At 42.9% G+C, this 21237-nt stretch carries 20 protein-coding genes; 15 read left to right on the top strand and 5 right to left on the bottom strand.

The genetic code is table 11. From position 1 onward, the window contains the following. Positions 1-39: 39 nt before the first annotated feature. On the top strand, positions 40-501 hold the full coding sequence (locus tag PPO43_RS00175) for a hypothetical protein (protein WP_272619708.1): 462 nt from the start codon (positions 40-42) through the stop codon (positions 499-501). A 318-nt stretch (positions 502-819) separates the two neighbouring features. On the opposite strand, the gene PPO43_RS00170 is transcribed toward PPO43_RS00175, so the two are convergent. Then, entirely contained in the window at positions 820-2475 is a 1656-nt protein-coding gene (locus PPO43_RS00170; protein WP_272619707.1) for a hypothetical protein, read from the bottom strand. A 287-nt stretch (positions 2476-2762) separates the two neighbouring features. On the opposite strand from PPO43_RS00170, the gene PPO43_RS00165 reads away from it, so the two are divergent. Next, positions 2763-3533, top strand: a complete 771-nt coding sequence (locus tag PPO43_RS00165) for a hypothetical protein (RefSeq protein ID WP_272619705.1) — start codon at positions 2763-2765, stop codon at positions 3531-3533. Between the two features lie 45 nt (positions 3534-3578). Here the strand turns inward: PPO43_RS00165 and PPO43_RS00160 are convergent, their stop codons facing one another. Beyond that, the gene (locus PPO43_RS00160) at positions 3579-4205 is read right to left on the bottom strand and encodes a hypothetical protein (RefSeq protein WP_272619703.1); all 627 of its coding nucleotides are present in this window, start codon (positions 4203-4205) and stop codon (positions 3579-3581) included. A 69-nt stretch (positions 4206-4274) separates the two neighbouring features. On the opposite strand from PPO43_RS00160, the gene PPO43_RS00155 reads away from it, so the two are divergent. The 6 genes from PPO43_RS00155 to PPO43_RS00130 all read left to right on the top strand — a co-directional run bounded on the left by PPO43_RS00155 (position 4275) and on the right by PPO43_RS00130 (position 12502). Next, positions 4275-4718 carry a DUF4258 domain-containing protein gene (locus PPO43_RS00155; RefSeq protein WP_272619702.1) on the top strand — a complete coding sequence of 148 codons (444 nt, stop codon included), beginning with the start codon at positions 4275-4277 and terminating at the stop codon, positions 4716-4718. Between the two features lie 179 nt (positions 4719-4897). Then, a complete protein-coding gene (locus tag PPO43_RS00150; RefSeq protein WP_272619700.1) occupies positions 4898-5797 on the top strand; it encodes an ABC transporter ATP-binding protein in 900 nt (299 codons plus the stop codon). Between the two features lie 5 nt (positions 5798-5802). Beyond that, positions 5803-7158 (top strand): ABC transporter permease, encoded by a 1356-nt coding sequence (locus PPO43_RS00145; protein ID WP_272619699.1) that lies wholly within the window; start codon positions 5803-5805, stop codon positions 7156-7158. A 297-nt stretch (positions 7159-7455) separates the two neighbouring features. Further along, a complete protein-coding gene (locus tag PPO43_RS00140; protein ID WP_272619697.1) occupies positions 7456-8466 on the top strand; it encodes a metallopeptidase in 1011 nt (336 codons plus the stop codon). A gap of 269 nt (positions 8467-8735) precedes the next feature. Beyond that, positions 8736-9602 (top strand): STAS domain-containing protein, encoded by an 867-nt coding sequence (locus PPO43_RS00135; RefSeq protein ID WP_272619695.1) that lies wholly within the window; start codon positions 8736-8738, stop codon positions 9600-9602. 302 nt (positions 9603-9904) lie between these two features. Next, the gene (locus PPO43_RS00130; RefSeq protein WP_272619693.1) at positions 9905-12502 is read left to right on the top strand and encodes a protein kinase domain-containing protein; all 2598 of its coding nucleotides are present in this window, start codon (positions 9905-9907) and stop codon (positions 12500-12502) included. A gap of 27 nt (positions 12503-12529) precedes the next feature. Here the strand turns inward: PPO43_RS00130 and PPO43_RS00125 are convergent, their stop codons facing one another. The 3 genes from PPO43_RS00125 to PPO43_RS00115 all read right to left on the bottom strand — a co-directional run bounded on the left by PPO43_RS00125 (position 12530) and on the right by PPO43_RS00115 (position 14450). Then, positions 12530-13189 carry a thrombospondin gene (locus tag PPO43_RS00125; RefSeq protein ID WP_272619691.1) on the bottom strand — a complete coding sequence of 220 codons (660 nt, stop codon included), beginning with the start codon at positions 13187-13189 and terminating at the stop codon, positions 12530-12532. 170 nt (positions 13190-13359) lie between these two features. After that, a complete protein-coding gene (locus PPO43_RS00120; RefSeq protein ID WP_272619689.1) occupies positions 13360-13746 on the bottom strand; it encodes a DUF7793 family protein in 387 nt (128 codons plus the stop codon). A gap of 110 nt (positions 13747-13856) precedes the next feature. Continuing rightward, positions 13857-14450 carry an NAD(P)H-dependent oxidoreductase gene (locus tag PPO43_RS00115; RefSeq protein ID WP_272619687.1) on the bottom strand — a complete coding sequence of 198 codons (594 nt, stop codon included), beginning with the start codon at positions 14448-14450 and terminating at the stop codon, positions 13857-13859. Positions 14451-14604: 154 nt separating this feature from the next. On the opposite strand from PPO43_RS00115, the gene PPO43_RS00110 reads away from it, so the two are divergent. The 7 genes from PPO43_RS00110 to PPO43_RS00080 all read left to right on the top strand — a co-directional run bounded on the left by PPO43_RS00110 (position 14605) and on the right by PPO43_RS00080 (position 21223). After that, positions 14605-15537, top strand: coding sequence for a LysR family transcriptional regulator (locus tag PPO43_RS00110; RefSeq protein ID WP_272619684.1), 933 nt, complete (start codon positions 14605-14607; stop codon positions 15535-15537). A 233-nt stretch (positions 15538-15770) separates the two neighbouring features. Then, on the top strand, positions 15771-16415 hold the full coding sequence (locus tag PPO43_RS00105) for a pentapeptide repeat-containing protein (RefSeq protein ID WP_272619682.1): 645 nt from the start codon (positions 15771-15773) through the stop codon (positions 16413-16415). 124 nt (positions 16416-16539) lie between these two features. After that, on the top strand, positions 16540-17094 hold the full coding sequence (locus tag PPO43_RS00100; protein WP_272619680.1) for an AAA family ATPase: 555 nt from the start codon (positions 16540-16542) through the stop codon (positions 17092-17094). A gap of 358 nt (positions 17095-17452) precedes the next feature. Beyond that, positions 17453-17689 (top strand): zinc ribbon domain-containing protein YjdM, encoded by a 237-nt coding sequence (locus tag PPO43_RS00095; protein WP_272619678.1) that lies wholly within the window; start codon positions 17453-17455, stop codon positions 17687-17689. A gap of 3 nt (positions 17690-17692) precedes the next feature. After that, on the top strand, positions 17693-18442 hold the full coding sequence (locus PPO43_RS00090) for a glycosyltransferase family 2 protein (protein ID WP_272619676.1): 750 nt from the start codon (positions 17693-17695) through the stop codon (positions 18440-18442). Continuing rightward, complete coding sequence (locus PPO43_RS00085) at positions 18443-19915, top strand: WG repeat-containing protein (RefSeq protein WP_272619674.1); 1473 nt, start codon at positions 18443-18445, stop codon at positions 19913-19915. Beyond that, the gene (locus tag PPO43_RS00080; RefSeq protein ID WP_272619672.1) at positions 19916-21223 is read left to right on the top strand and encodes a polysaccharide deacetylase family protein; all 1308 of its coding nucleotides are present in this window, start codon (positions 19916-19918) and stop codon (positions 21221-21223) included. Positions 21224-21237: the final 14 nt, after the last annotated feature.

Raw genomic sequence — 21237 nt, 5'->3', positions numbered from 1 at the left:
AGATGTCTCAATTGGAGTCGACCCTTAAAATTTAATAGTATGAAAAATTTGATGCTGGTAATTTGTGTTATGTTTTTATTTTTTTGTGAACTCCTGTCTCAAGATATGAATTATCCTATTCATATTGATTGCAATGTTTCAATGTCTGAAGTGTATGGTATACCTGTAGATATAGGATATAAGTTAATAAAAATACCATCGACTGTTAAAGATACTACTCTATTGGTAGTTGATGGGAATAAAAAGTTGTTACTTGATAAAAAAGGAAATTTAATACATTTTAAATATTATACTGATGGTGAATTTTTAAAAGGACTACTTTTTATACCAGAGGAGACGCTACTAAAATATGCATCACCTTATGATCCAGAAACTCTTATGCCTATAGTAGTGCTCGAAAAATATTATAAACCAATAAGACATGGAATATGGATATCTAAAATAGATGGTGAAGAACAAAAAATCAACTGTAATTTTAGGTACGAAAAAAGAAATTTTTAGGCTTCTACATTCATTTTTAACCAGTTTTTTTGGGGCCTCCCGCCTTCGGCGGGCGGTTACTCCCTTTGGTCGTCGAACAGCGGACTAAAGTCCTTGTTGTCGTTCGGCAGCTCGCTGTTCGCTCGGCCCTGCGCAAAAAACAAGTTTTTGCTGGGTCTGCGGCTTTGCCGCACTGCCTACCATCGCTAGGCCGCTCAGCTGTCTTTTTTCTTTGGGCTGTCTTCTTCGGCGGTTGGGCAGTTTTGGGGTCATGGGCTAAAGCCCATGGTTGTGGGGCTGTGCAAAGAGCGGGCTAAAGCCCTTCTTTGCTGATGGAGCCTAGTGGAACAGCAAATCCCCTCGAAGGAGGGGATGACGATTTTTTCTATAGCCTAGGGTCTTGGCCCTAGGGGGGGGCGAAGGGCCGCAGGCTGAGGGATGGAAGCTGGTGCGGCGCAGCCGCAGACCAAAGTTTTTGAGCGAAGCGAAAAAACTGCAGGGCCGAGCGAGCAGCGAGCCACGACATAGCCCGACCCGACCGAAGGGAGGGGCAGCCCCAAAAAATAAAATTCCCTTCCAGTATTCTTCTAAGGGCAATAATTGGTTCCACTGCTGCCAAATTGCATCCTTGGGAAGGGCTTTTAATTGTTGGGCATAAAGGGCGAGCAACTCGCCTTGTCCTTCTTGGCTCAAGTCGCTGAGCTGAAGCAACAATTTGAGGTTTTTTTCATAAAAAGGATAGCGACTCGCTTGTCGGCCCAAACTCTTAAGGTCATTTTCGATCTCGTTAGCTTTTGTTTTTAGTTGTCCCGCTCTAAAGCTTTCCCAATAACTAATTAAATCAATAGTTTTGGCATTCAAACTGGGCAAATCCATAGCTTGCAAAAGCTGAATACAAGTTTGTAATTCGCTATAATTGCCTGATAAATAAAGCGGATTAAGCGCCAAAGGCAGCAGCTGCTCAAGAATAGCCTGTTGCTCCAAACCATAGCGTTTAATGAGTGGAAGTGTATGATCGCTCAAGAAAATAGCCATGCGCTCATGCGCAGCTTGGCCCTGCCAATGTAGCAAAAAGAGCAGATGCAAATGCAGCAATCTTGGATACAAAAACTTATGCTTTTTGCAATGAGCTTCCGCTTTTTCAAATTCTTGCCAAAGCTCTTTCTCTTCCTTAAGGCCCAAAGAAAAACTAAAATGATTCATCAATAACTTGAGGTAGGCAGCCGCCTGCGCTTCCAAAAGTTTAGGCTGCTCTTCCATATTGTCTAGTGCCGCCTGACTATATTCTAGTGCCGATTGATCCATGCCTTTGGCCTTGGCCAAAAGCGCCTGCGATTGTAACCAACTGCGCATGGCTTTGCTGCTCGCTGGCTGATAATCTTTTTCCAAAATTTGCGCTTGCAGCATCTGCTGCATTTTTCTCGAGCGACTTTTGGTTTCTAAGGGACTACAAGGGGCGTTCATCATTCGACTCAATTCCTCGTTGAGCAAGGCGTATTGGCTATAATTGTGTAAGAGCGCCGCCGTTTCTTGTAGGGCCAAAAAAGGCGCTTTGGCCTTTTGATAGGCACCGCCTAGTCGCGCTTGTAGCGATTGAGTTTCGAGCAAAAGCTCATATTCTTCATATTCTTCCGATAAACTGCTGGCCTTGTCCAATTGCCCAATAGCCAAATCATACAACTGTTTTTGGATCAGAATTTCGGCATTATCCAAAAGGACACGCACCTTAGAACGCCCCGTTTTTTCTTCGTGATAAGCCCGCAAACTCTTGAGCAAAAGCTGTTGCAGGCGGTTTTTGTGCACCTTCAGGTTTTTGGCAAAAGAAGCATCGCGCAACCGTCTTTTAATCTGCTCTTCATCATATTCTTCCTGCTCATTGATCAAATCAAAAAGGTGCGAAGTATTACTATCCCGACTATCTTTTTTAAAATAGCGTTTTTCGGCCGAGCTCATGGCCTGAATCATTCGGAATAAGTCGCTACTGGGTGTTTTCATATCTCGTTTATCGGCTAAATGTTGTTGTTTTGGGGCTGCCCCTCCCTTCGGTCGGGTCGGGCTATTCGGCAGCTCGCTATTCGCTCGGCCCTGCAGCGCTTAAGCGCTTTGGTCTGCCGCCTTCGGCGGCCCTGCTATCCATCCCTCAGCCTGCGGCCCTTCGGGCCTGTAGACCGCAAAAAGAGGCTCCAAAGGGACCAAAATTACAAAAAAATAAAAAAGAGTAGAATTTGGGCCTTGCTTTTCCCTTTGAATTTGCAACTTTGGGCCAAAATAAATCGCCAATCATGACGGACTTCTATCCTTTTTTGGGCAAAAGCCCCAATAGACCTTTTTTTGAGTGCTTGCTCAAGTACCAAAATCCCCAAGCTGCTGAATGGGCTTGGGCCCAAATTAGCCAAAACGATAACTGGCCGGGTGGCTGGATGCTGCGGCTCTGGCTTTGGCAAGGCGGATATAAAACAGAGGAAGAAGTTGGTAGTTTGGACCTAAATAGCCAAATGCCTTTTTGGCTCGATCTAATTGAGGCCTGCCGCTTATTGGATCTCTGGCAATCGGAGCTCAAGCAAACCAAAGCCGCCCAAGATTTGGCTTACCGCATTTTGCCCTTGCTCAACTTCGCCGCTAATTTTTTGGTCCAAAACAAGGAAAATAAAAAGCTAGAAGAAATAGCAGAATTGAGAGATTGGTTGCTCTATATGGCCTGCTATTTTGAGGACCGCAAAGATAAGGAAGGAGAGTTGAGCATGCGCTACGCCCGCTTGCTCCTCAGCCAGCATTTTTTTAGCCATGCGGCCCAGCTTATTGGTCCAGATATGATTGGCGTAGCCAAAAACTTAGAAGAATTTGGCCTAAATGATAAAGCCCTCGCTTTTTTTCAGGCCGTTGTTAGCGACTTTGAGCCTTTGTATGCTGTTTTAGCAAAGCTGCCTAAACGTAGCTTAGAAGAAAAACTACAACTTTGGGCCTTAAAGGAAGCTTTTTTGGGCCAAAACAGGCTCCAGCAAACAGAACTCCCTCCCTATTTTGAGAAGTTTGAAGCTTTGCTTCGCGATTAAACCAAAAAGGGCTGTCGAATTTTCGACAGCCCTTTTTTCTAATGATTAGCGTGCAGCTCCGCCATACATTTTTTGGTATTGTTCTTTGCTATAGCCTTTTTCCAATCTTGTTTTGGGGCTAAGAAAACGCAGATAAAAACGCTTGGATAAGCTGGCAAACTCTAGCGCCTCCTTCTTGCCATCATTGAGGAAGTTTATATGTGCTTCGTGCATCTTAAACCACATCTTAAGCATCATAAAGGCTTTAGACTCCTCTTTGAAGTAGTTTTTGTGTGGGATTCCAGCTCGCCAAGCTCCCTGACGATCGGAGAGGAAGTCTTTCATTCCTTGAGGCGAGTAGTCTGTTGGTTTTTCATAAGCACCAAAGGGGCATTTCTCTTCAAAAATAGTAAAGGCTTTTTTACAGGCAGCTCTTGCCTGCCAAAGGATTTCAGTGCCTTCCTTGGACAAATCATAAATATCTTCACCTGCTTTGATGCGGTCTCTTAGGCCAAAGGCTAATTTCTTATAGGCTGCGGCTTCTGCTTCAGTCATGACGTACTCGTCATCAGTCATAAGGTTTTCTTCCATAATGTTTATTGTTGTTTCAGTAGATAAATGATTTTCGGCTGCTTGGGGCATACTGCTAAAAGCGAGCAAGGGGAAACTACAAAAAACGATTAGCTTTTTCATATCTATAGTTTATCTTGTGAGAAATTTAAAAGCGTTCAATATTTGGACCATAACCGAATATATATAAATATGCGATATCTCTATTTGTTATTTGTGCTTTTTTGCTTAGGCGCTTGTCAATTTGAGCCTCAGCAGCCTTCGGAGCAGGAAGCCATTGTTCAGCAAAAGGATAGTGCTTCTGCTGATGAACCAGCCAAGAGAAGCATCCTGAAGAAGGATTTTGATTATGATGACTTGGAGTTTAAGGGGCAGCCACTGCGGATGACCAAGCACGGCCAATGCCGTTCTGCTTGTCGGCATATTGATGCCTATGAAATTCAAGAAATTTTGGAAAAGGGGAAAATCAATTATCGGAAAACCAAGCCGAACGACCAACCTTGTCCTTCTTTTGCCTATGAGGGCATCAGCCGAGATGGCCAAAAGTTGCGTGTCGTGATTGGGGCTTGTGAGACGGACCCTAGAGTAATTACGGTAATTGATTTGGGTAAAAAGTGGTCTTGTAGCTGTAAATAGGTCCAAGAAGAGGAGCGAAGCGACGACTGGCTGAGGGATGGACAGCAGTGCGGCAAAGCCGCAGACCCAGCAAAATGAGCGTAGCGAAATTTTGCGCAGGGCCGAGTGATTAGCGAGCTGCGACACAGCCCGACCCGCCCGCAGGGCGGGGCAGCCCCAAAAAAGAAAAAAACAGAAGATTGGATACAAGTTTATTAAAATTGGAAGGCGTTCATAAGCAATATGCTGGGCATAAGGCGGTGAATGACCTAAGTTTTGAGTTGAGTCGAGGCCAAATTTTTGGTTTGTTGGGTCCCAATGGGGCGGGCAAAAGCTCATTGATTCGGATGATTTGCGCCATTACGAAGGCCGATGAAGGAAAGATTTTTTTTGATGGGCAGTTGGTGGGGCCAAAAACGCAGCGTAAAATTGGTTATATGCCAGAGGAGCGCGGTTTGTATAAAAAAATGCGGGTGAGCGAACAAATTATGTACTTGGCTCGCTTGAAGGGATTGACAAAAAAAGAGGCCAAAAAGCGGATGATTGCTTGGCTGCAGCGCTTTGATATTGAGGGCTGGAAAAAGAAGCGGATTGAGGAATTATCTAAAGGAATGCAGCAAAAGATTCAGTTTATTGTGACAGTGATTCACGAGCCAGAACTTTTAATTTTGGATGAGCCTTTTTCGGGTTTAGATCCTTTGAATAGCCAAATTATTCGAGAAGAAATTTACCGCTTAAAAGAGGAGGGAAGCACTATTTTGTTTTCGACCCACCGCATGGAGCAGGTAGAACAAATTTGCGAGCAGATTCTCTTGATTAACAAAGGCGAGAAATTATTTTTGGGCAAGGTAGAAGAGGTCAAAGAGCGCTTTAAGAAGAATGAATTTTTGATCCAAACTCAAGGTCCAGCCGCTAATGATTTTGCGCATGCTTTTGAGCTATTAGAGCAGGGCGAGGACTGGTTAAAAATTCGCTTGCAAGAAGAACAAACAAGCGCAGAACTTTTTGCGGCTGTGGTGGCTGCGGGCTTGCCTATACGGCGTTTTGAGGAGGTTTTGCCTAGCTTGCAAGAGATATTTATCGAAATGGTACAGGAATAAAAATTATGCGAAAACTTTGGTTAATTATAAGCCGTGAATACGGTTCTAGGGTGCGAAAAAGAAGTTTTATTCTCACCACTATTCTCACGCCTTTAGGCTTTTTGTTGCTCTTTAGCATTAGTATTTTTGCGAGTATGTCGGCGGTGAGTAAAGAAAAAACGATTTGGGTAGTAGATGAGGCCAATTTGCTCAATCAGGTGGAGGGCGCACTTTCTTCTTCGGGTAGTTTGAACTTAGTTGCTGCGCCCAAAGCAAGCTTAGATAGCTTGCGCGACTTATTGGCTCAGGCAGAAAATAATCAGGTGGATGCGCTTTTGCATATTCCCAAAACAGCGGTGCAAAATCGAGATAACTTAACAGATTTATTGACTATTCAATTAGAGCTTTATGGCCGTGAACCCCTGAGCGCTAGCACTCAATCTCTATTGCGACAACGCCTGGCTCGTCGGCTTATTAAAGAACGGCGACAGCTTTTGGGCATTAACCTAAAAGACTTGGAACGAGCCGATTTGAAGGGCAGCGACTTACATTTTAATCAGCTAAATATAGCTGGCGAAAAAGAAACTGCGGCTTCGGCACAGGTTTATTTAGCTAGCTTTTTAGGAGGGGGTATGATGATGCTCATTTATATGGTTATCCTGATTTATGGCAATATGGTTATGCGTTCGGTAATGGAAGAAAAAACGAGCCGAATTGTTGAAATTGTGATTTCTTCTGTAAAGCCTTTTCAGTTAATGTTGGGCAAAATTATTGGTGTGGGAGCGGTTGGTCTAACTCAGTTCTTAATTTGGGGGCTAACGATCCCGACTCTGCAGCTTATCCTCAGTCTATTTGTGGCTCTACCCGCAGCAAGCAGCTCGCCCTTGCCTTCAGGCAGTGGCCTAGATGAGGACCAAATGCTGATGATTATGGACAATTTAGAGGGCTTTAGCCAATTTAATTATGCCTATTTGCTGAGCTGCTTTTTGGCCTTTTTCTTACTCGGCTATACACTTTACGCCTCCATTTTTGCCGCTATTGGTGCCGCTATGGGCGATGATTGGGGCGAGGGACAATCGCTAACTATTATCGTAACGATACCCGTTGTAGCGGCTATGCTTATTGGTTTGCAGGCCATAGAAAACCCCAATGGCAGCCTAGTCGAATACGCCTCATATATTCCCTTTTTTGCGCCAGTCATCATGCCCGCCCGCCTCGCTTTCGACCCCCCACTTTGGCAACTTGGCCTATCCTTAGGCATCCTATTCCTCTCGGCCATTGCCATGATTTGGTTATCGGGCCGAATTTACCGCATCGGGATTTTGCTCTACGGCAAACAACCCTCTGTTAAGCAATTTTTTTATTGGATGTTTAAGTTTTAATAATTTTGGGGCTGCCCCTCGCTTCACTCAGGTCGGGCTGTCTCGCAGCTCGCTGATCGCTCGGCCCTGCGTTTTTTTTCGCTGTGCTCAAAAAAACTAGGTCTGGCCTAAGGCCACTGCTGTCCATCCCTCAGCCTGCGGCCTTCGGCCTGCAAAACGCAGAAAATGAAGTAAAAACAGGTCCTATAAGCGTTATTTTAGGCAATGTTTTTGTTAAGCAAGAAATATTCATTAACCGACTGATTAAGCGGTCGTCCCTTTATTTAAATTATATCTATTAACAGAAATCAAATTCTCATGAAGCATTGGATTTATCTTTCCGTATTTGCCCTATTTTTGGGCCTAATGCCCCAACAAGCAAAGGCTCAGGGCTTTTTGAAACGCGCACAGGAACGTGCCGAGAAAAAATTAAAAAAACGTGCAGACAAAGCCGTCGATAAAACGGTAGACAAAAGCTTGGATAAAGCAGAAGATGCAGTAACTGGCAAAAACAAAACAAAAAGCAAGTCGGCAACTAGCGATAAGACAAGCACAACTAAAAGTAGTGACAAAACAGCTAATACCAGCCGTGCTGCAGCTTCCTCTAAAAGTAAAGCTGCAGCAGATAGCCGCCTTAGCGATGCGGATGCTGTTCTTGATGCCTATTTTATCGCCTTAGGAGGAAAGGATAAACTAGAGAAAATCAACAACATGTATATCTCTAGAAGCTCTAGTCTCAAAGCGAATTCAACAAGTAAGAAATTTGTCATTGATGAGGAGCATATTATTTTGCAGGGCCAAAAATACCGTACGTTAACGAGCATGAATGGAAGTGAAATTCCCACAACCTTTGATGGAAAGCAATACTTTAGCGATGGAGAAGTCAGCGAATTGACCGCAGCAGAAATCAAAGAAAAGCAGGCTGTAGCTACTTATCCTACAGAATTGGGCCTTATGAATCATGGCTACAAATTTGCTTTTTCAGGTACAACAAGTTTGCGTCAAGGAAAAGCCTATAAGATTGTAGCTGAAAATAGCGATCAAACAGAGCGTTATGAGTTTTTCTATGATATGGAAACTGGTCTAAAAGTACAGGAAATCCACAACTCTCAATCAACAGTAGAAGAGGGGGTTTCTGGAATTAGCAGCCAATCACGTACTGTGAGCCGCCAAGAAACAACAGTTTATAGCGACTATAAAGAGGTAAATGGTATTCAAGTTTCTTACAAGCAAGAAAAAGAGCTCAAAGGTTATCCTATTGAGTGTACCGTGAAAGATGTACAATTTGATATTGATCTTCCTGCCGAAACTTTCGAAATTGAGAAGTAATATTTAGGCGATAGAAAGGATTTTAACCGCAACATAGGCTTTGGCTTATGTTGCGGTTTTTTTATACCAAATTTATTTTGCTTTTAGCTTGTATAAGTTGCTATTCTAATTCAAAAGTGGACAAGTTTTTTTGCTAAAACATTTTTTAGTAGGCCTATGCCAATATTTGCAAAATATTATTTTTAAGTAAAGCTTAGAATTTGTGACGAAAATTAGCGTCTTCTGCTTACATTTGATTGAATGACCAACTAAACTAATCAGAATCAACTATGCAAAAAGTAAAAACAGCGGCCTTATACAGGCGACAATTCTTTATTGATCAATCTGATTTGGACCTTATTGCTGCAGCGGGTAAGCAGGTTCCAGCAGAAGTAGAAGGGCAGGTATTTGAGCGTCTTTTTGACTGGATGCGCAACTGCCCAGAGTATGGAGAGTACTATACAGAAGACCTAATTGCGGGAATAGACCAAGGGAATTCTATTATCTGGAGTGACATGATTTCTGGAGTTTTAGATGAGGCCTATGTAGAAAGACACCTAGGTTTTGGGGATGCTTTTTTGGGCTTGGGACTTAGCCTTAATGCATTTATGTCTTTGTTAGCTGCTTGCCAAGAGTTTGTACTAGAAGAGCTTATTAAGTATGCAGGTAAAGATGCAGACTTTATTTTGGCTTTTAAGAAGTATGCACAGGTGGGGCTAGACATTGTTTCGGAAGTGTACCGAAAGCGCTCATTAAAGAGCTTGGAGGACCAAAATGATGCTTTGCGAGAGTTATCTACTCCTGTTGCTCAAATTTGGGAAGATATTCTTCTTTTGCCCTTGGTTGGGTTTATTGACTCTAAACGAGCAAAAGATGTAATGGAGGCCATGTTGGACAAGATTGCAGAGACACAAGCCAAGTTTTTTATCTTAGATATTAGTGGTGTGGCTATTGTGGATACTGCAGTAGCCAATCACTTGATTAAAATGAGCAAAGCGGCTCGTTTGATGGGGACGCAGTGCATGATTTCTGGGGTTTCTGGTCCCATTGCACAAACCATTGTTGAGTTGGGTATTTCTATTGATGAAATTCGGACCACAGGCAGTATGCGAGATGCCTTAGGTTTGGCCATTAAAGAGGCTGGAGTTGCCTTTTAGCTCTGTTTCTCTATGATTTTACTTTGCATATTTTGAGCTTAAGCAGCCCTTCTTTCTTGAGAGAAGGGCTGCTTTTTGCTATTAGGGGGCGAAGCCCTGGCCCGAAGGGCCAATGGCCCAGCTGCGCAGCAGTGGCCGCAGGCCAGACCGAGCCAGCTTGCTGGCGCAGGGCCGAGCGAATAGCGAGCCGCGCAGCCTAGCGGCGGCCCAGCTAGGCTTTGCCTAGCTGGGCCGCGGGCCCCAAAAAATCTAAAAAAGAATAAAAAAAATAGTAGATTCGGGAAACCGTTGATTTTATTCCCATGTCTAGTAACAGTTTCTATTTAGAAAAAACGAAAGAGCGTATTTTGTTGGCTGCCAAGCCTTTTGCCCATGGGGGAGAAGGAGAGTTATATAAGGTAAGGAGTCCCCGCTCTTTAGTTAATCGGGTGGTGAAATTGTATTATCCGCATAAGTTGCAGGTCGAAAAAAAGGCCAAGTTGCGGGCTTTGCAAGCTTATCCGCCCAGTTCTTTGGAAGAACAAAAGGCTATTTTCGTTTGGCCTGAGGAATTAGTTTTGGACCAAAATAAGCAACTGAGGGGCTTGCTCATGCCTTTTGTGGAAGGGCATAAACTAGAGCTTTTTTGTTTGCCCAAATTGCCTAGTCGCTTGGGGGATGCTTTTCAGGTCTATAATTTAGGGACAGAAAATAGTCGAGTTTTGCGGCTTTGCCTAGCTTTTGAATTGGCTTTGGGTTTAGCGCATTTGCAAGCGGAAGAACGCTATGTTCTAGTTGATTTGAAGCCCGAAAATATCTTATTTAGTGCGGAAAAACAATTGGCTTTTGTCGATTTGGATGCTATGCAGTTGGAGCATCCCGATGGCATCGAAAAGGCGACGGTAAGTACGCCAGAGTATAGTGGGCCAGAGTATTATGGAGCTGATCGGCCTGTTGTTTTTGATGCGAGTTGGGATAATTTTTCTTTGGCCGTTATCATCTATAAATTATTATTTGGGATTCATCCTTTTGCGGCCACGGCAGAGGGCGAATATGTGCAACTGGCGAGTTTGCATCAAAAGATTGAGGCGGGACTTTTTGTGCATAATTCGGCTTTTTCTTTTTCGGTTATTCCTGCCCCACATCAAGTTTTTAGAGATCAGTCGCTGGCTTTGCAAGAAGGATTTAAGCAGGCTTTTATTGCTGGGCATAAACATCCTTCGTTTCGGCCTGCGGCTAAAGATTGGTGTTATCTGTTGTGGGCCGAGTTAGGGGATAGTGACTTATTGGAGCGTTTTGCAGGTTTTTATCCCTTAAAATGGCGTGAAAAGGGGCGTTGGTTGACTGTTTCAGAATTAGCTGGTTCTTTGGAGCTTGAGGCGAAAAGTTTGGATGAGTTGCAGGCGGCTATTCGAGCAGATTGGGCCAGACAGGCCTTGCTTTTACCTACAACTTTGCCTAAAGCTGTAATTTTTCCGACTTATTTGCGCAAAGAAATTTTATTTGCGCTGCCTATTCTAGTTGTGCTTGGGGCCTTTTTGTCGCTTATTTTTCATTGGGCCTATGGGTTTCAGAAAAGCTTTTCCATATTTCCCGTTGCTCTAGCTTTGGCGCTGGTAGGTTATTATAAGCGAGAAAAACTCTTGCTGCAAGAGCGGCAAGCAGTGAAAATAGGCGCAATTTGGGCTGAACTAAAGGCATTGAATGAAGAAAGTGAGCAGCCTCCTTTGGCTGATAAAGAGTTAGCTTATTGGGAGTTGGAAGAAGAAAAAAAGCAATTAGAAAGAGATTATCAGCAGCGATTGGCAGAATTGGAGAAAGAGCGGCAGGCTTTGGTATTGGAAGAGCGCATTTTTGCGCAAAAGCGAGAAGAGGAAGCGATAAAAGAGTGGTCCAATCAAAAAAATCTAGCCACTCCAGCCGCTATTTGGCAAAAAAAAGATGCCTTTTTAAATCGCTTATGGGAGCAGTTTCCTTATCCCTTGAAAGGGCAAAAAAGTATAGCGGGAGCTAGGGTGCATCTAGGAGAATTGGAAGTTGAGGAATTGGCCCGTTTAGCCTCTCTTAGTTTTTCCGCAGATAAAAAAGAGGCTAGTTTAGTGCAGCTTCAGATCAATTATGAAAACCAAAAAGCCTTTTTGGAGAAGGAAGAGCGAGCTTTAAAGAGTAATTGGGCGCAGGAAGAGCTAGAAGGAAATCGAAGATTGAAGCAGTTGGCTAATTTTAAGCGAAATTATAAAAAGAAATTGCCATCTATTAGGCCTAATTTAGATCAAGGATTGCTTAATGAGCTCGGTATAGAAAGTATGTTAGCTTTGGAAGGGGTTGATCTTGAAAAGGCTGAAATACAGTTTATAGGAGGAGAAAAACGCTCTTTAGCGGCTTGGGCAGCAGAAAAACCTTTTTTGATGAAGGAGTTGTCTGCTTGGTGGTTAGAGCTGATGCAGAGAAAAAAGGCCTTTTATGCTCAGCAGAAGCCAAGTAATTTAAAGCGAGCGCTAAAGGATTTGGCTAAGGAGCAGAAGCAGCTGCAGCAAAAATATGAGCAAGAAAAGACCGCTTTAGAACAAGCTGATGCCAATTTTTTTAGAGCAGAGGCCATCAATTTAATAAAACTAAAGTACAGCTGTTGGAGAAAACAACTGAAGGAGCTAGAGAAAAAATTGGGAGAAAGCGCGCTTAATGAGCAGCAGCAAAAGGCATTAAAAAAATGGAAAAAAGCATTTTTGATGGCCCAGATGCAATATCGCTATGATTGGGAGTTATTATCTCGTCAACAAAAGGCCCTTTTTCTACCTATTGGTTTTGAAGAGCGAATGAATTTTGAGCAAAAAGATAGACAACAATACCTAGAAGAACTTCTAGCTAGTTATTATCAAACTTATGGACATGAAAAAGCCCCCAAATTGGAGGCTCCTTAGGAATACTTATAGTTGGTGGTTGGTTATTTACAGTTGAGTATCATAGCAAAGGCCATATTGATCGACCTCTTCACAGCTTACATTTGCTGCGGGAGCATTGTGGACTTGCTCGTATAGAAGGGCAATATGTTTAGAAGGCGGAATTGTATTTTCTCCGAGAAGTTGAATATTGACCAAGTCGCCATCAAAGCGATCATCTAGGCCATCTTGGTCCAAATCTCTAAAACTATCGAGCTGACCATTTTCATCTCGGTCCAATTCCATTTGTTCCCAAAGCCAAAGGTCTGCTTGGCCATCTCCATCAAAATCTAGGTCCAAAAAAGCAGGAAGTCCATCTTGGTCAATATCGAGTTGAGCATAGCTTATATTTGCGAAATCATGCCAGCCATCTTGGTCCTCATCAATAAATTCATCTACTCGGCCATCGCCGTTTTGGTCTAGCATACCTGCTTCTACCAAATCGGGAATACCGTCGTTATCGCTATCTAGGTCTAAGTAATTGGGAATGCCATCTCCATCCTGATCTTTAGGGGTATAAGCCTCTTCTATATAGTTGGGGATACCGTCGTTATCCGCGTCAAAATCAAGCAGATCAGCGATGCCGTCTTGGTCCATATCATTATTGGCTAAGATAAAGCCTGGGCTAAGGAGTAGTAGGGCAAATAACATGACTTTGGGGAAATTCATAAGGATAAACTTTGCATGAGTTGGAATAAGTTGTCTTATTCTAATGATGCAAATTTAGGCCTCAAGTCACTGATTTTTAGCGGTTTTTATCGCATAAGCTAAATTTAGGTAGTTCTTCCCCTTCGCTCAGTAATTTCCCTATGCGCATAATACCTAAACGAATATTCAATTTAAGCTCCCTCATCATTTTGCAATTTGGCTAGCCAGCTTAGGGCTTTTTCTCTATCGTTAAACATCCGAACGGGACTAGGAATTTTATTCATTTGCAAAAAGAAGTTGGCCAGCATTTTAGAAAGTACTGACTTAATTTGAATGGCACCAGCAATGATATGCAAACGCTCATCTTCATAAATTTTTAGCCGCCTTGCTTCTTTCGAAACCGATTTCATCTCAGAAAGATTGACCAAAAAAGTAAAGGGCTGGCCCGCAGAGAATTCTGCTGCTGTATCGGCCCAAATGTCCATTTCTGCTATATCAATATGTGCTCCTTTGGCAATATCACAAATAAATACGCCATCCTGATAATACATTTTTCCCCAAGGAAGTTGCTTTTCCATATACTCTCTTTTAAGTAAGACAAAGTAACCATTTTGGAGAATTTTCTGAGCAAAAATAGCTTTTTATAGCCTGAAAAATTGGCCGTAGCCCAGCCAGCCTTTATTGCTATCTAAGAGAAATTTTTGGTCAAAAATGCCTGATATCTAGCAAATTCGTCAGCTGCTCGGGCATTTTTCTCTATATCATGAAAATGCAGACTATCTTTAAACTCAAGACCAACAAAGGCATTCATTCTATGAAAAGGGAAGAGGACACCTTCGTCAACAGATTTTTGTTGAAAAAACTCGCCTTCCCATTCAAAAGCTTCCTTAGGGGCATTCCAACTGCTGGTTACTAGGTAGTTGCGGCCATCTAGTAAGCCCCCAGTTCCATAATTAATTTTGGGGTTTTTAGAAGATCGACCATCACTGGCATAAATTCGTCCATGTCCCTGGGTAAAGACCCGATCAATATATTCCTTGAAACGAAAAGGCATATGAAACCACCAAATTGGCATATGATAAATAATGGTGTCGGCCCAAAGGAATTTTTCTACTTCTTCCTCTAAATCATATTCTTCACTTAGTTTAGTGTATTGCAGTTCATAACCTTCTTTGGGGCCAAAAAAATCAAGATCAAGCGCTAATAGACTTTGGTTAAATTGACCAGGAGAATGACCAAATGGGAAGCCAGCGTTTATTACAAAAATATGTTGCTTTTTCATGCTAATTATGTGTTTAGAAAGTAAATTCAGTAAAATGGAGCAGGCATGCTCCTAATTGCGACACAAAATTAAGCGCTATCTTTGCTCTAGGCAATTAGCAATTTTTCAGCAAGCTATTAGTATTTTTATAGTAGCGCTTTAATCGACTTTATATATGTTAAATTTAGAATGGTTACGCAGCTTTAAGGCAATTTATGAGCAGGGAAATATTAGTCGAGCCGCACCAAAACTATATAGCTCTCAGCCTGGCCTCAGTATGCAGTTAGCAGCTTTAGAACAACATCTGGGCTATAAATTATTTATTCGAGCAGGCCGAAAAATGAAGCCCACAGAAGAAGCTAAGCAACTATATGCCTACGCCTTGCCGGCCCTAGAACGATTGGACCGAGTTGAAGAACTTTTTCAGCAAAGAGCTTTGCAAAAACGAGAGCGAATTCGCATTGGCCTTTGTTCCGAAATTTTTTCACTGGTTTTAGCCCCCCAGCTATCAACGCTCTCTTTTGATGTACATGCCCGATTTGCCGATAACTCAACCCTTTTTAAAGAGTTGGAACAAGGCCTTTTGGATCTCTTAATTACGGCTCAACCGCTAGATCATAGCCTGAAAAACCGCTTCGAAGCAACACCTTTTTCTCAAGAACAACTTTATCTGATTGGCTCTGCTCATTTAGATCTTTCTCCTTTTCAGCAGGCAATTGAGGACCAAAATTACAAGCTATTAGCGCAGCAGCTAAGAGAATTTCCATGGTATGCAGTGGTCAATGAAATGGACCATAGCCGCCGATTTTGGTCCGATAATTTTAATGAACCCTTGCCTTTTCAACCCAACTTTATGCTGCCCAGCCTTTCAACTATTATTCAATGCCTAAAAACACAAGAAGGGCTGGCTATTATTCCCGATATCCTCGTTCAAAAAGAGCTGAAAAATAAAGAATTACAGCTTGTCTGGAGCGGGAAAATGCCTTCGATCAATACCCTCTATTTTATTCGAGATAAACATAGCCGCAAACAGAAAGAATTAGAATCACTCAACGCTATTTTTCAACAAAAAATGCCTCAGCAGGCAAAGAAAGAATTGCAGCAATAAGAGATGGGTTTGGGGCCCGCGGCCGGCTAGCCTTTGGCTAGGTCGGCCGCCGCTATGCTTCGCGGCTCGCAGGTCTGCTCGGCCCTGCGGCGGCAAGCCGCCTTGGTCTGGCGCTTTGCGCCACCGCTGCGCAGCGCTGGGCCTTTGGACCAATTTCCTGCGCTCAGGTTTTTTATTGCACGCTATTTGTTATCTGCCAGGTATTAGCTATCTTTTGACAAAAAATAATGACTATGAAACAGACACTTTCACTTTTTAGCCTACTCCTAATATGCTTCTTTAGCTTTTCTACAGCTCTATTGGCCCAAGAGGAAAGCGAAATGGATGAGCAGCAATATCGCATGCTCAAAAAGGGCAAAAAATATTGGGATGCCTATCGCAAGAATTTTCCCGATAAGCCTATTAATTTGGCAGGAGCCAATCTTTCGGGTATGGACCTTTCTAATATGGACCTGACAGGGGCCAACCTGAGCGAAGCGGACCTAAGAGGAGTCAACTTCTATGAAACAGTTTTAGAAGATGCCAACCTTTCTGGAGCCGACTTTGGCGAGTTTAATGGCAAAGTAGCCGAATTGCGCCGCACCAATCTCAAAAATGCAGACCTTAGCGCTGCTGATCTCACTGGCGCCCGCTTGCGCAAAGCCAATTGCGAAGGGACCAATTTTACAGCAGCTAGTTTGGTGGGGGTGAACTTAGAAAAAACAAACCTAGAAGGGGCTAGCCTACGCGAAGCCGATATGGAAAATACCACCTTCTACCGTACGATCCTCATCAAATGTGATATGACAGATGCCGAAAATCTAGAAACGGCCAAGATGGATGAGGTCATTCGGAAGAAAGAAGATATGTATATTTTAGATCAACCAGACTACCGTTAGTCTGGCCTCCGTGAAAAGCCCCAAAGCGCCAAGCGCTTTGGGGCTTTTTTTTCTTCTGGACCTTAAAACTTGCCTTTTTCTATAAAAAACTGTTGCTTTGTAGCTTCTTAAACCAAAGCGCAGCATGAACGGAAAATTACAGCTTATCATCGGCCCGATGTTCTCGGGCAAAAGTACCCTTTTGCTTACTCGTTATCGTCGTTATCGGATTGCGGGAAAAGCCTGTTTATTAGTGAAATACGCCAAAGATCGTCGATATGATGACTCTGCGGCAATGATTGTTACGCATGATAAATTGCGTTATGAGGCTACAGCCTGTACCAAGTTAGCAGAGCTAGATGATTTGGTCCAAGATTATGAGGTCATTTGCATTGATGAGATTCAGTTTTATCCCGATGCGGCTGATTTTGCTGATCGTTGGGCGAATCAGGGCAAAATTGTAGAATGTTGTGGTTTGAGTGGGGATTATAAGCGAGAGCCATTTGAGCAAATTAGTCGCTTAATTCCCCGTTGTGATGATATTACGCATGTAAAAGCGGTTTGTAAGAGTTCGGGTTTGGATGCGCCTTTTAGCCAGCGTTTTTCACAGGAAGAGGAGCAGGAAGTTATTGGTGGTTCGGATAAGTATCAGGCAGTTTCTAGAGCAGTTTATTTGCAGCAACAGAAGAAGGAAGACTAATTTTTTAGTTAACTTCCGCCCGAAAGTGGTATTCGTCGCTGCGCTCCTCATGCGTTTTTGATGACCCGCCCGCCCACCCCTTCTCAAAATCCCTTCAGGATTTTTCGGGGGAGTTGGGGCGAGCTATTTTGGCCCAAAAGGCGCGAAGCGCCTTGCCGCCCTGCGGGCGGCAAACGGCCTAGCGCTGTGGAGGGGTGGCCGCAGGCCAGACCCAGGCGGCTTTGCCGCCGCAGGGCCGAGCAGACTTGCGAGCCCCGAAACCTAGCGCCGCAGCTTTGCTGCGGAGGCCCCTAAATAAAAAATTGAATCTTTTTATACATAAAAGCGGGATTTGTCTCGTTGAATTAAAGTAAAGAAAATGGAAGTAAAAGATGCCAATGGCAACATTCTAGAGGATGGGGATGCCGTAACTGTAACCCAAGATTTGAAAGTAAAAGGCAGCTCGATGGTAGTAAAAAGAGGGACCAAAGTGAAAAGCATTCGTTTGACGGATAATCCCGAAGAAGTGGATTGTAAGGTAGAGGGCAGTGCTATTGTTTTGAAGACCTGCTACTTGAAAAAAGCGGCTGACAAAAAGAAAAAGAAGAAAAAATAGCCCATGTATAAAGGACAAAAAGTGGTGGTCGTTTTGCCGGCCTATAATGCAGCACAAACCTTAGAAATTACGTATCAGGAAATTCCCTTTGACTTGGTGGATGAAGTTATCCTTTGTGATGATTGTAGTCGAGATAATACTGTAGATGTGGCTAGAGAACTAGGTATACAGCATATTATTCGGCATGAAAGCAACAAAGGATATGGAGGCAATCAGAAATCGCTTTATAATAAAGCCTTAGCAATAGGGGGAGATATTGTGATTATGTTGCATCCTGATTATCAATACACGCCCAAGTTAATTCCCGCCATGGTGAATATTTTGGGAGAGGGCTTATATCCAGCTGTTTTGGGTTCGCGTATTTTGGGTATGGGCGCTTTGAAAGGCGGGATGCCGCTTTATAAGTATGTGGCCAACCGCTTTTTGACCTTTACGCAAAACTTGTTGATTAACTATAAATTGTCGGAATACCATACGGGTTATCGCGCTTTTCATCGGGAGTTATTGGAGGGGATTGATTACAATGCGAATGATGATGATTTTGTATTTGACAATGAGATGCTTTCGCAGATTGTGTATGCGGGTTTTGACATAGCGGAAGTTACTTGTCCGACCAAATACTTTGAAGAGGCCTCAAGTATTAACTTTCGGCGTTCGATGAAGTATGGATTTGGGGTATTGCGTGTGTCTTTGCAGCATCGTCTCAATAAATGGGGGCTGCTTCAGCTAGCCCGTTATCAAAAGCCTAGCTAGATGTATATTAAGGCTACATATACGCTTAATATTTTTATTGCTTATCATCCGGATGATCGGCCCAAGTTTGAGGAGTTATATCAGCATCTCAAGGAGTTGGACGAGCAGAATGAAACCTATCAGGTGAATAAAATTTGGTATAGTAAAACCAAATTAGATAGTGGGGATTATGAGCAATTGGCGGAGATGATGGAGGCTGCGGATTTGTTATTACTTTTATTGAGTGAGGCCTCTATTTTAACTCCTTTGTTTTCGGGCCGCAATTTAAAAACGGCTTTAGACTTGCATCGCAAGGAAAAAACCTTGGTGGTGCCTATTATATTGAACACTTGTTGGTGGGAGGATACTGCTTATCGAGAATTGGCGGTTTTGCCTCGGGCGGGTTTGCCTATTTATGATAGCGAAAACGTAAAGAACGAGCTTTTTGACCAATTGGTGCAGGACCTCAATCAAAAGCTGTTAAAGGTTCGACAGCAGAAATTTGATTTAGAGGATACCTTTAAAGACCTTTTGGAAGAGGCGGATACGCTTTTTGCGAATTGGGAACAGCAGCCAGAGCGTTTGCGTTCGGCTTTGCCCTTATATAAGGATGCGCTAGAGCATTGGCGGGAGGGATTTGTGCCACATCGCGAAATTTTAGAGGCCAAAATTGATCGATGTCATCGAGAAATTGATTTTCGGCATTATGCTCGGGCAGCTCGAGAAGCTTGGCAACAAAAGCGTTATCAGGATGCTTATTTTAATTGTAAGGATGCCTTACAATTGCGCAAAGATGCGGAAATGGAAGGCTTGTTTAAGCAAGTTAATCAGCTTTTGCAGGCCGAAGAACTGGCCATTAAGCGGGCACCTTTCGATAAGCATATTAAAGCGGCTCAAGCTCTTTTTTTAGAGTTGCAATGGGGGAGGGCCAAGGAAGAGTTTCGCAAGGCATTAGACTTTTATGAGGAGGGCTTTACTCCTACAAAAGCCGTTATTTTGCACAAAATAGAAATTTGTCGAAGGGAGGCTATTTGGCTAGAATCGGAACAAACTGCGAATAAAGCCTACGAAGAGCAGCGTTATGCAGAATCTGTAGAATTGTTGCTCAACGGGGTAAAAGATATGCATGCAGAGGCTTTTGAGAAAATTGACCGCATGCTAAAATTGGTCAAGTTACTAGAAAATGTTAGTCGCTTTCAGGATGCTAAAAGTAAGCGTTGGGGCTTTTACAATAAGGCTGATGAGTCTGTTATTATTGCTCCAAAGTATTTGGCGGCCTATGATTTTAGTGAAAATCTGGCTGCAGTGAAAAAATGGGATAAATGGGGCTTTATTGATATAGAAGGCAATGAAGTGATCCCTTTTGTATATGACTTTGTGGGGCATTTTCGTCATGGGATTACAGAGGTTTGGCAGGCCAAAGAGCACTTTTTTATTAACCATAGGGGAGAGCGGGTAGACCAATTTGGGCATAGTACTAAAGATCCATTTTAAATGCGAGTAGTTGCTTTTTATTCGCCCTTTTTCTCCGCTCGTTTGGAATATATTTGTTCCCTTATTTTTGAGGAGCATTTGGGGCTTTCTCTTTTATATTTGTCCAGCAAAGTAGATTTTTTGGCTTATGAGGGGCCAAAATTAGCTTATGGTGAATTGAAAGAGAGTTCACTGTTTATTCCTCAAGCTACAGCTATTTTGTCCCAAAAGGATATACGGCCATTACCTGCTATGGATTGGCAAATGGATCAAAATGCTTGGCCTTTTACTTTGGTTGGTCGTTCTGGCTTGCTGGATTTTGATCTTTTGAGTTTAGCCTTTTTGGCCGTTAGTCGCTATGAGGAGTATTTGCTTTTTCAGGAAGACCAGCATGGGCGCTTTTCTGCAGATCAATCCTTTTTTTCAACTTATTTGCGGCGCCCTTGGCTAGATTATCATTTTAATCGCTTGGGAGAGTTATTGGTCCAACAGTTTCCTCAACTCGAAATCAAACAGCTAACCTATGAATTTTTGCCAACCTATGATATAGACTTTGCCTACAAGTATAAGGGGCTGCCAGTCTGGCGACAACTAGGGAAGTTAGTTAAAAATGCCTATCAATTTCCAAGAGAATTTAAACGGCAGTTAATGGTTTTATTGGGGCAGACTCAAGACCCTTATGATGTTTTTGATTTTTTAGAACAGGCCCATCAGTCTTTGGATCTAGAAGCTGCACATTATTTTTTTCTTTTAGGAGATTATGGTCCCTATGACAAAAATACTCCTTGGCAGGCGGCTATTTTAGGACAATTGATTCAGCAATTGACTCAGAAAGGCAATCAAATTGGTATTCACCCCGCTTATGCTGGTGATTGGGAGCAACAGTTAGAACGGCTAGCTTTCTGGACCAAAACTCGACCAAAGCAAAGTCGACAACATTTTTTGCGCCTTCGTTTTCCCCAAACATACCAACAGCTTATAGCTTTGGGCATCGAGTCTGATTATAGCATGGGCTATGCAGCCAATATAGGTTTTCGAGCAGCGTATAGCCGCTCTTTTTATTGGTTTGATTTAGAGCAAAACCAAGCGACACAGCTGCGAATTCACCCTTTTGCCCTTATGGATGTGAGTCTAAAAAATTATCTGTCTTGCTCTTTAGAAGTGGCCAAAAAACTGACCGATGAGTTGTTGGCTGAGTTGCGAGATGTCTCTGGCCGATGTATCAGCTTATGGCACAATAGCTCTTTTGATGCAGCTGAAGGCTGGGGCGGCTGGCCCGAATTTTATCTCGATTTTTTGAAAAGGGCAAAAAAAAATGAACTGATATAAAATCAACAGTCCAT

Source organism: Saprospira sp. CCB-QB6, from assembly GCF_028464065.1.
Taxonomy (GTDB): domain Bacteria; phylum Bacteroidota; class Bacteroidia; order Chitinophagales; family Saprospiraceae; genus Saprospira.
The sequence above is the reverse complement of the archived record's forward strand: the minus strand, read 5'-3'. Positions and strand labels throughout refer to the sequence as shown.

Bases quoted from the DNA above. Each gene is read 5' to 3' on its own strand.
- PPO43_RS00155 (WP_272619702.1), top strand. From the start codon at position 4,275: ATGCGATATCTCTATTTGTTATTTGTGCTTTTTTGCTTAGGCGCTTGT.
- PPO43_RS00135 (WP_272619695.1), top strand. From the start codon at position 8,736: ATGCAAAAAGTAAAAACAGCGGCCTTATACAGGCGACAATTCTTTATT.
- PPO43_RS00095 (WP_272619678.1), top strand. From the start codon at position 17,453: ATGGAAGTAAAAGATGCCAATGGCAACATTCTAGAGGATGGGGATGCC.
- PPO43_RS00170 (WP_272619707.1), bottom strand. From the start codon at position 2,475: ATGAAAACACCCAGTAGCGACTTATTCCGAATGATTCAGGCCATGAGC.
- PPO43_RS00140 (WP_272619697.1), top strand. From the start codon at position 7,456: ATGAAGCATTGGATTTATCTTTCCGTATTTGCCCTATTTTTGGGCCTA.
- PPO43_RS00105 (WP_272619682.1), top strand. From the start codon at position 15,771: ATGAAACAGACACTTTCACTTTTTAGCCTACTCCTAATATGCTTCTTT.
- PPO43_RS00120 (WP_272619689.1), bottom strand. From the start codon at position 13,746: ATGGAAAAGCAACTTCCTTGGGGAAAAATGTATTATCAGGATGGCGTA.
- PPO43_RS00125 (WP_272619691.1), bottom strand. From the start codon at position 13,189: ATGAATTTCCCCAAAGTCATGTTATTTGCCCTACTACTCCTTAGCCCA.
- PPO43_RS00160 (WP_272619703.1), bottom strand. From the start codon at position 4,205: ATGAAAAAGCTAATCGTTTTTTGTAGTTTCCCCTTGCTCGCTTTTAGC.
- PPO43_RS00090 (WP_272619676.1), top strand. From the start codon at position 17,693: ATGTATAAAGGACAAAAAGTGGTGGTCGTTTTGCCGGCCTATAATGCA.
- PPO43_RS00100 (WP_272619680.1), top strand. From the start codon at position 16,540: ATGAACGGAAAATTACAGCTTATCATCGGCCCGATGTTCTCGGGCAAA.
- PPO43_RS00165 (WP_272619705.1), top strand. From the start codon at position 2,763: ATGACGGACTTCTATCCTTTTTTGGGCAAAAGCCCCAATAGACCTTTT.
- PPO43_RS00115 (WP_272619687.1), bottom strand. From the start codon at position 14,450: ATGAAAAAGCAACATATTTTTGTAATAAACGCTGGCTTCCCATTTGGT.
- PPO43_RS00145 (WP_272619699.1), top strand. From the start codon at position 5,803: ATGCGAAAACTTTGGTTAATTATAAGCCGTGAATACGGTTCTAGGGTG.
- PPO43_RS00130 (WP_272619693.1), top strand. From the start codon at position 9,905: ATGTCTAGTAACAGTTTCTATTTAGAAAAAACGAAAGAGCGTATTTTG.
- PPO43_RS00110 (WP_272619684.1), top strand. From the start codon at position 14,605: ATGTTAAATTTAGAATGGTTACGCAGCTTTAAGGCAATTTATGAGCAG.
- PPO43_RS00175 (WP_272619708.1), top strand. From the start codon at position 40: ATGAAAAATTTGATGCTGGTAATTTGTGTTATGTTTTTATTTTTTTGT.
- PPO43_RS00080 (WP_272619672.1), top strand. From the start codon at position 19,916: ATGCGAGTAGTTGCTTTTTATTCGCCCTTTTTCTCCGCTCGTTTGGAA.
- PPO43_RS00085 (WP_272619674.1), top strand. From the start codon at position 18,443: ATGTATATTAAGGCTACATATACGCTTAATATTTTTATTGCTTATCAT.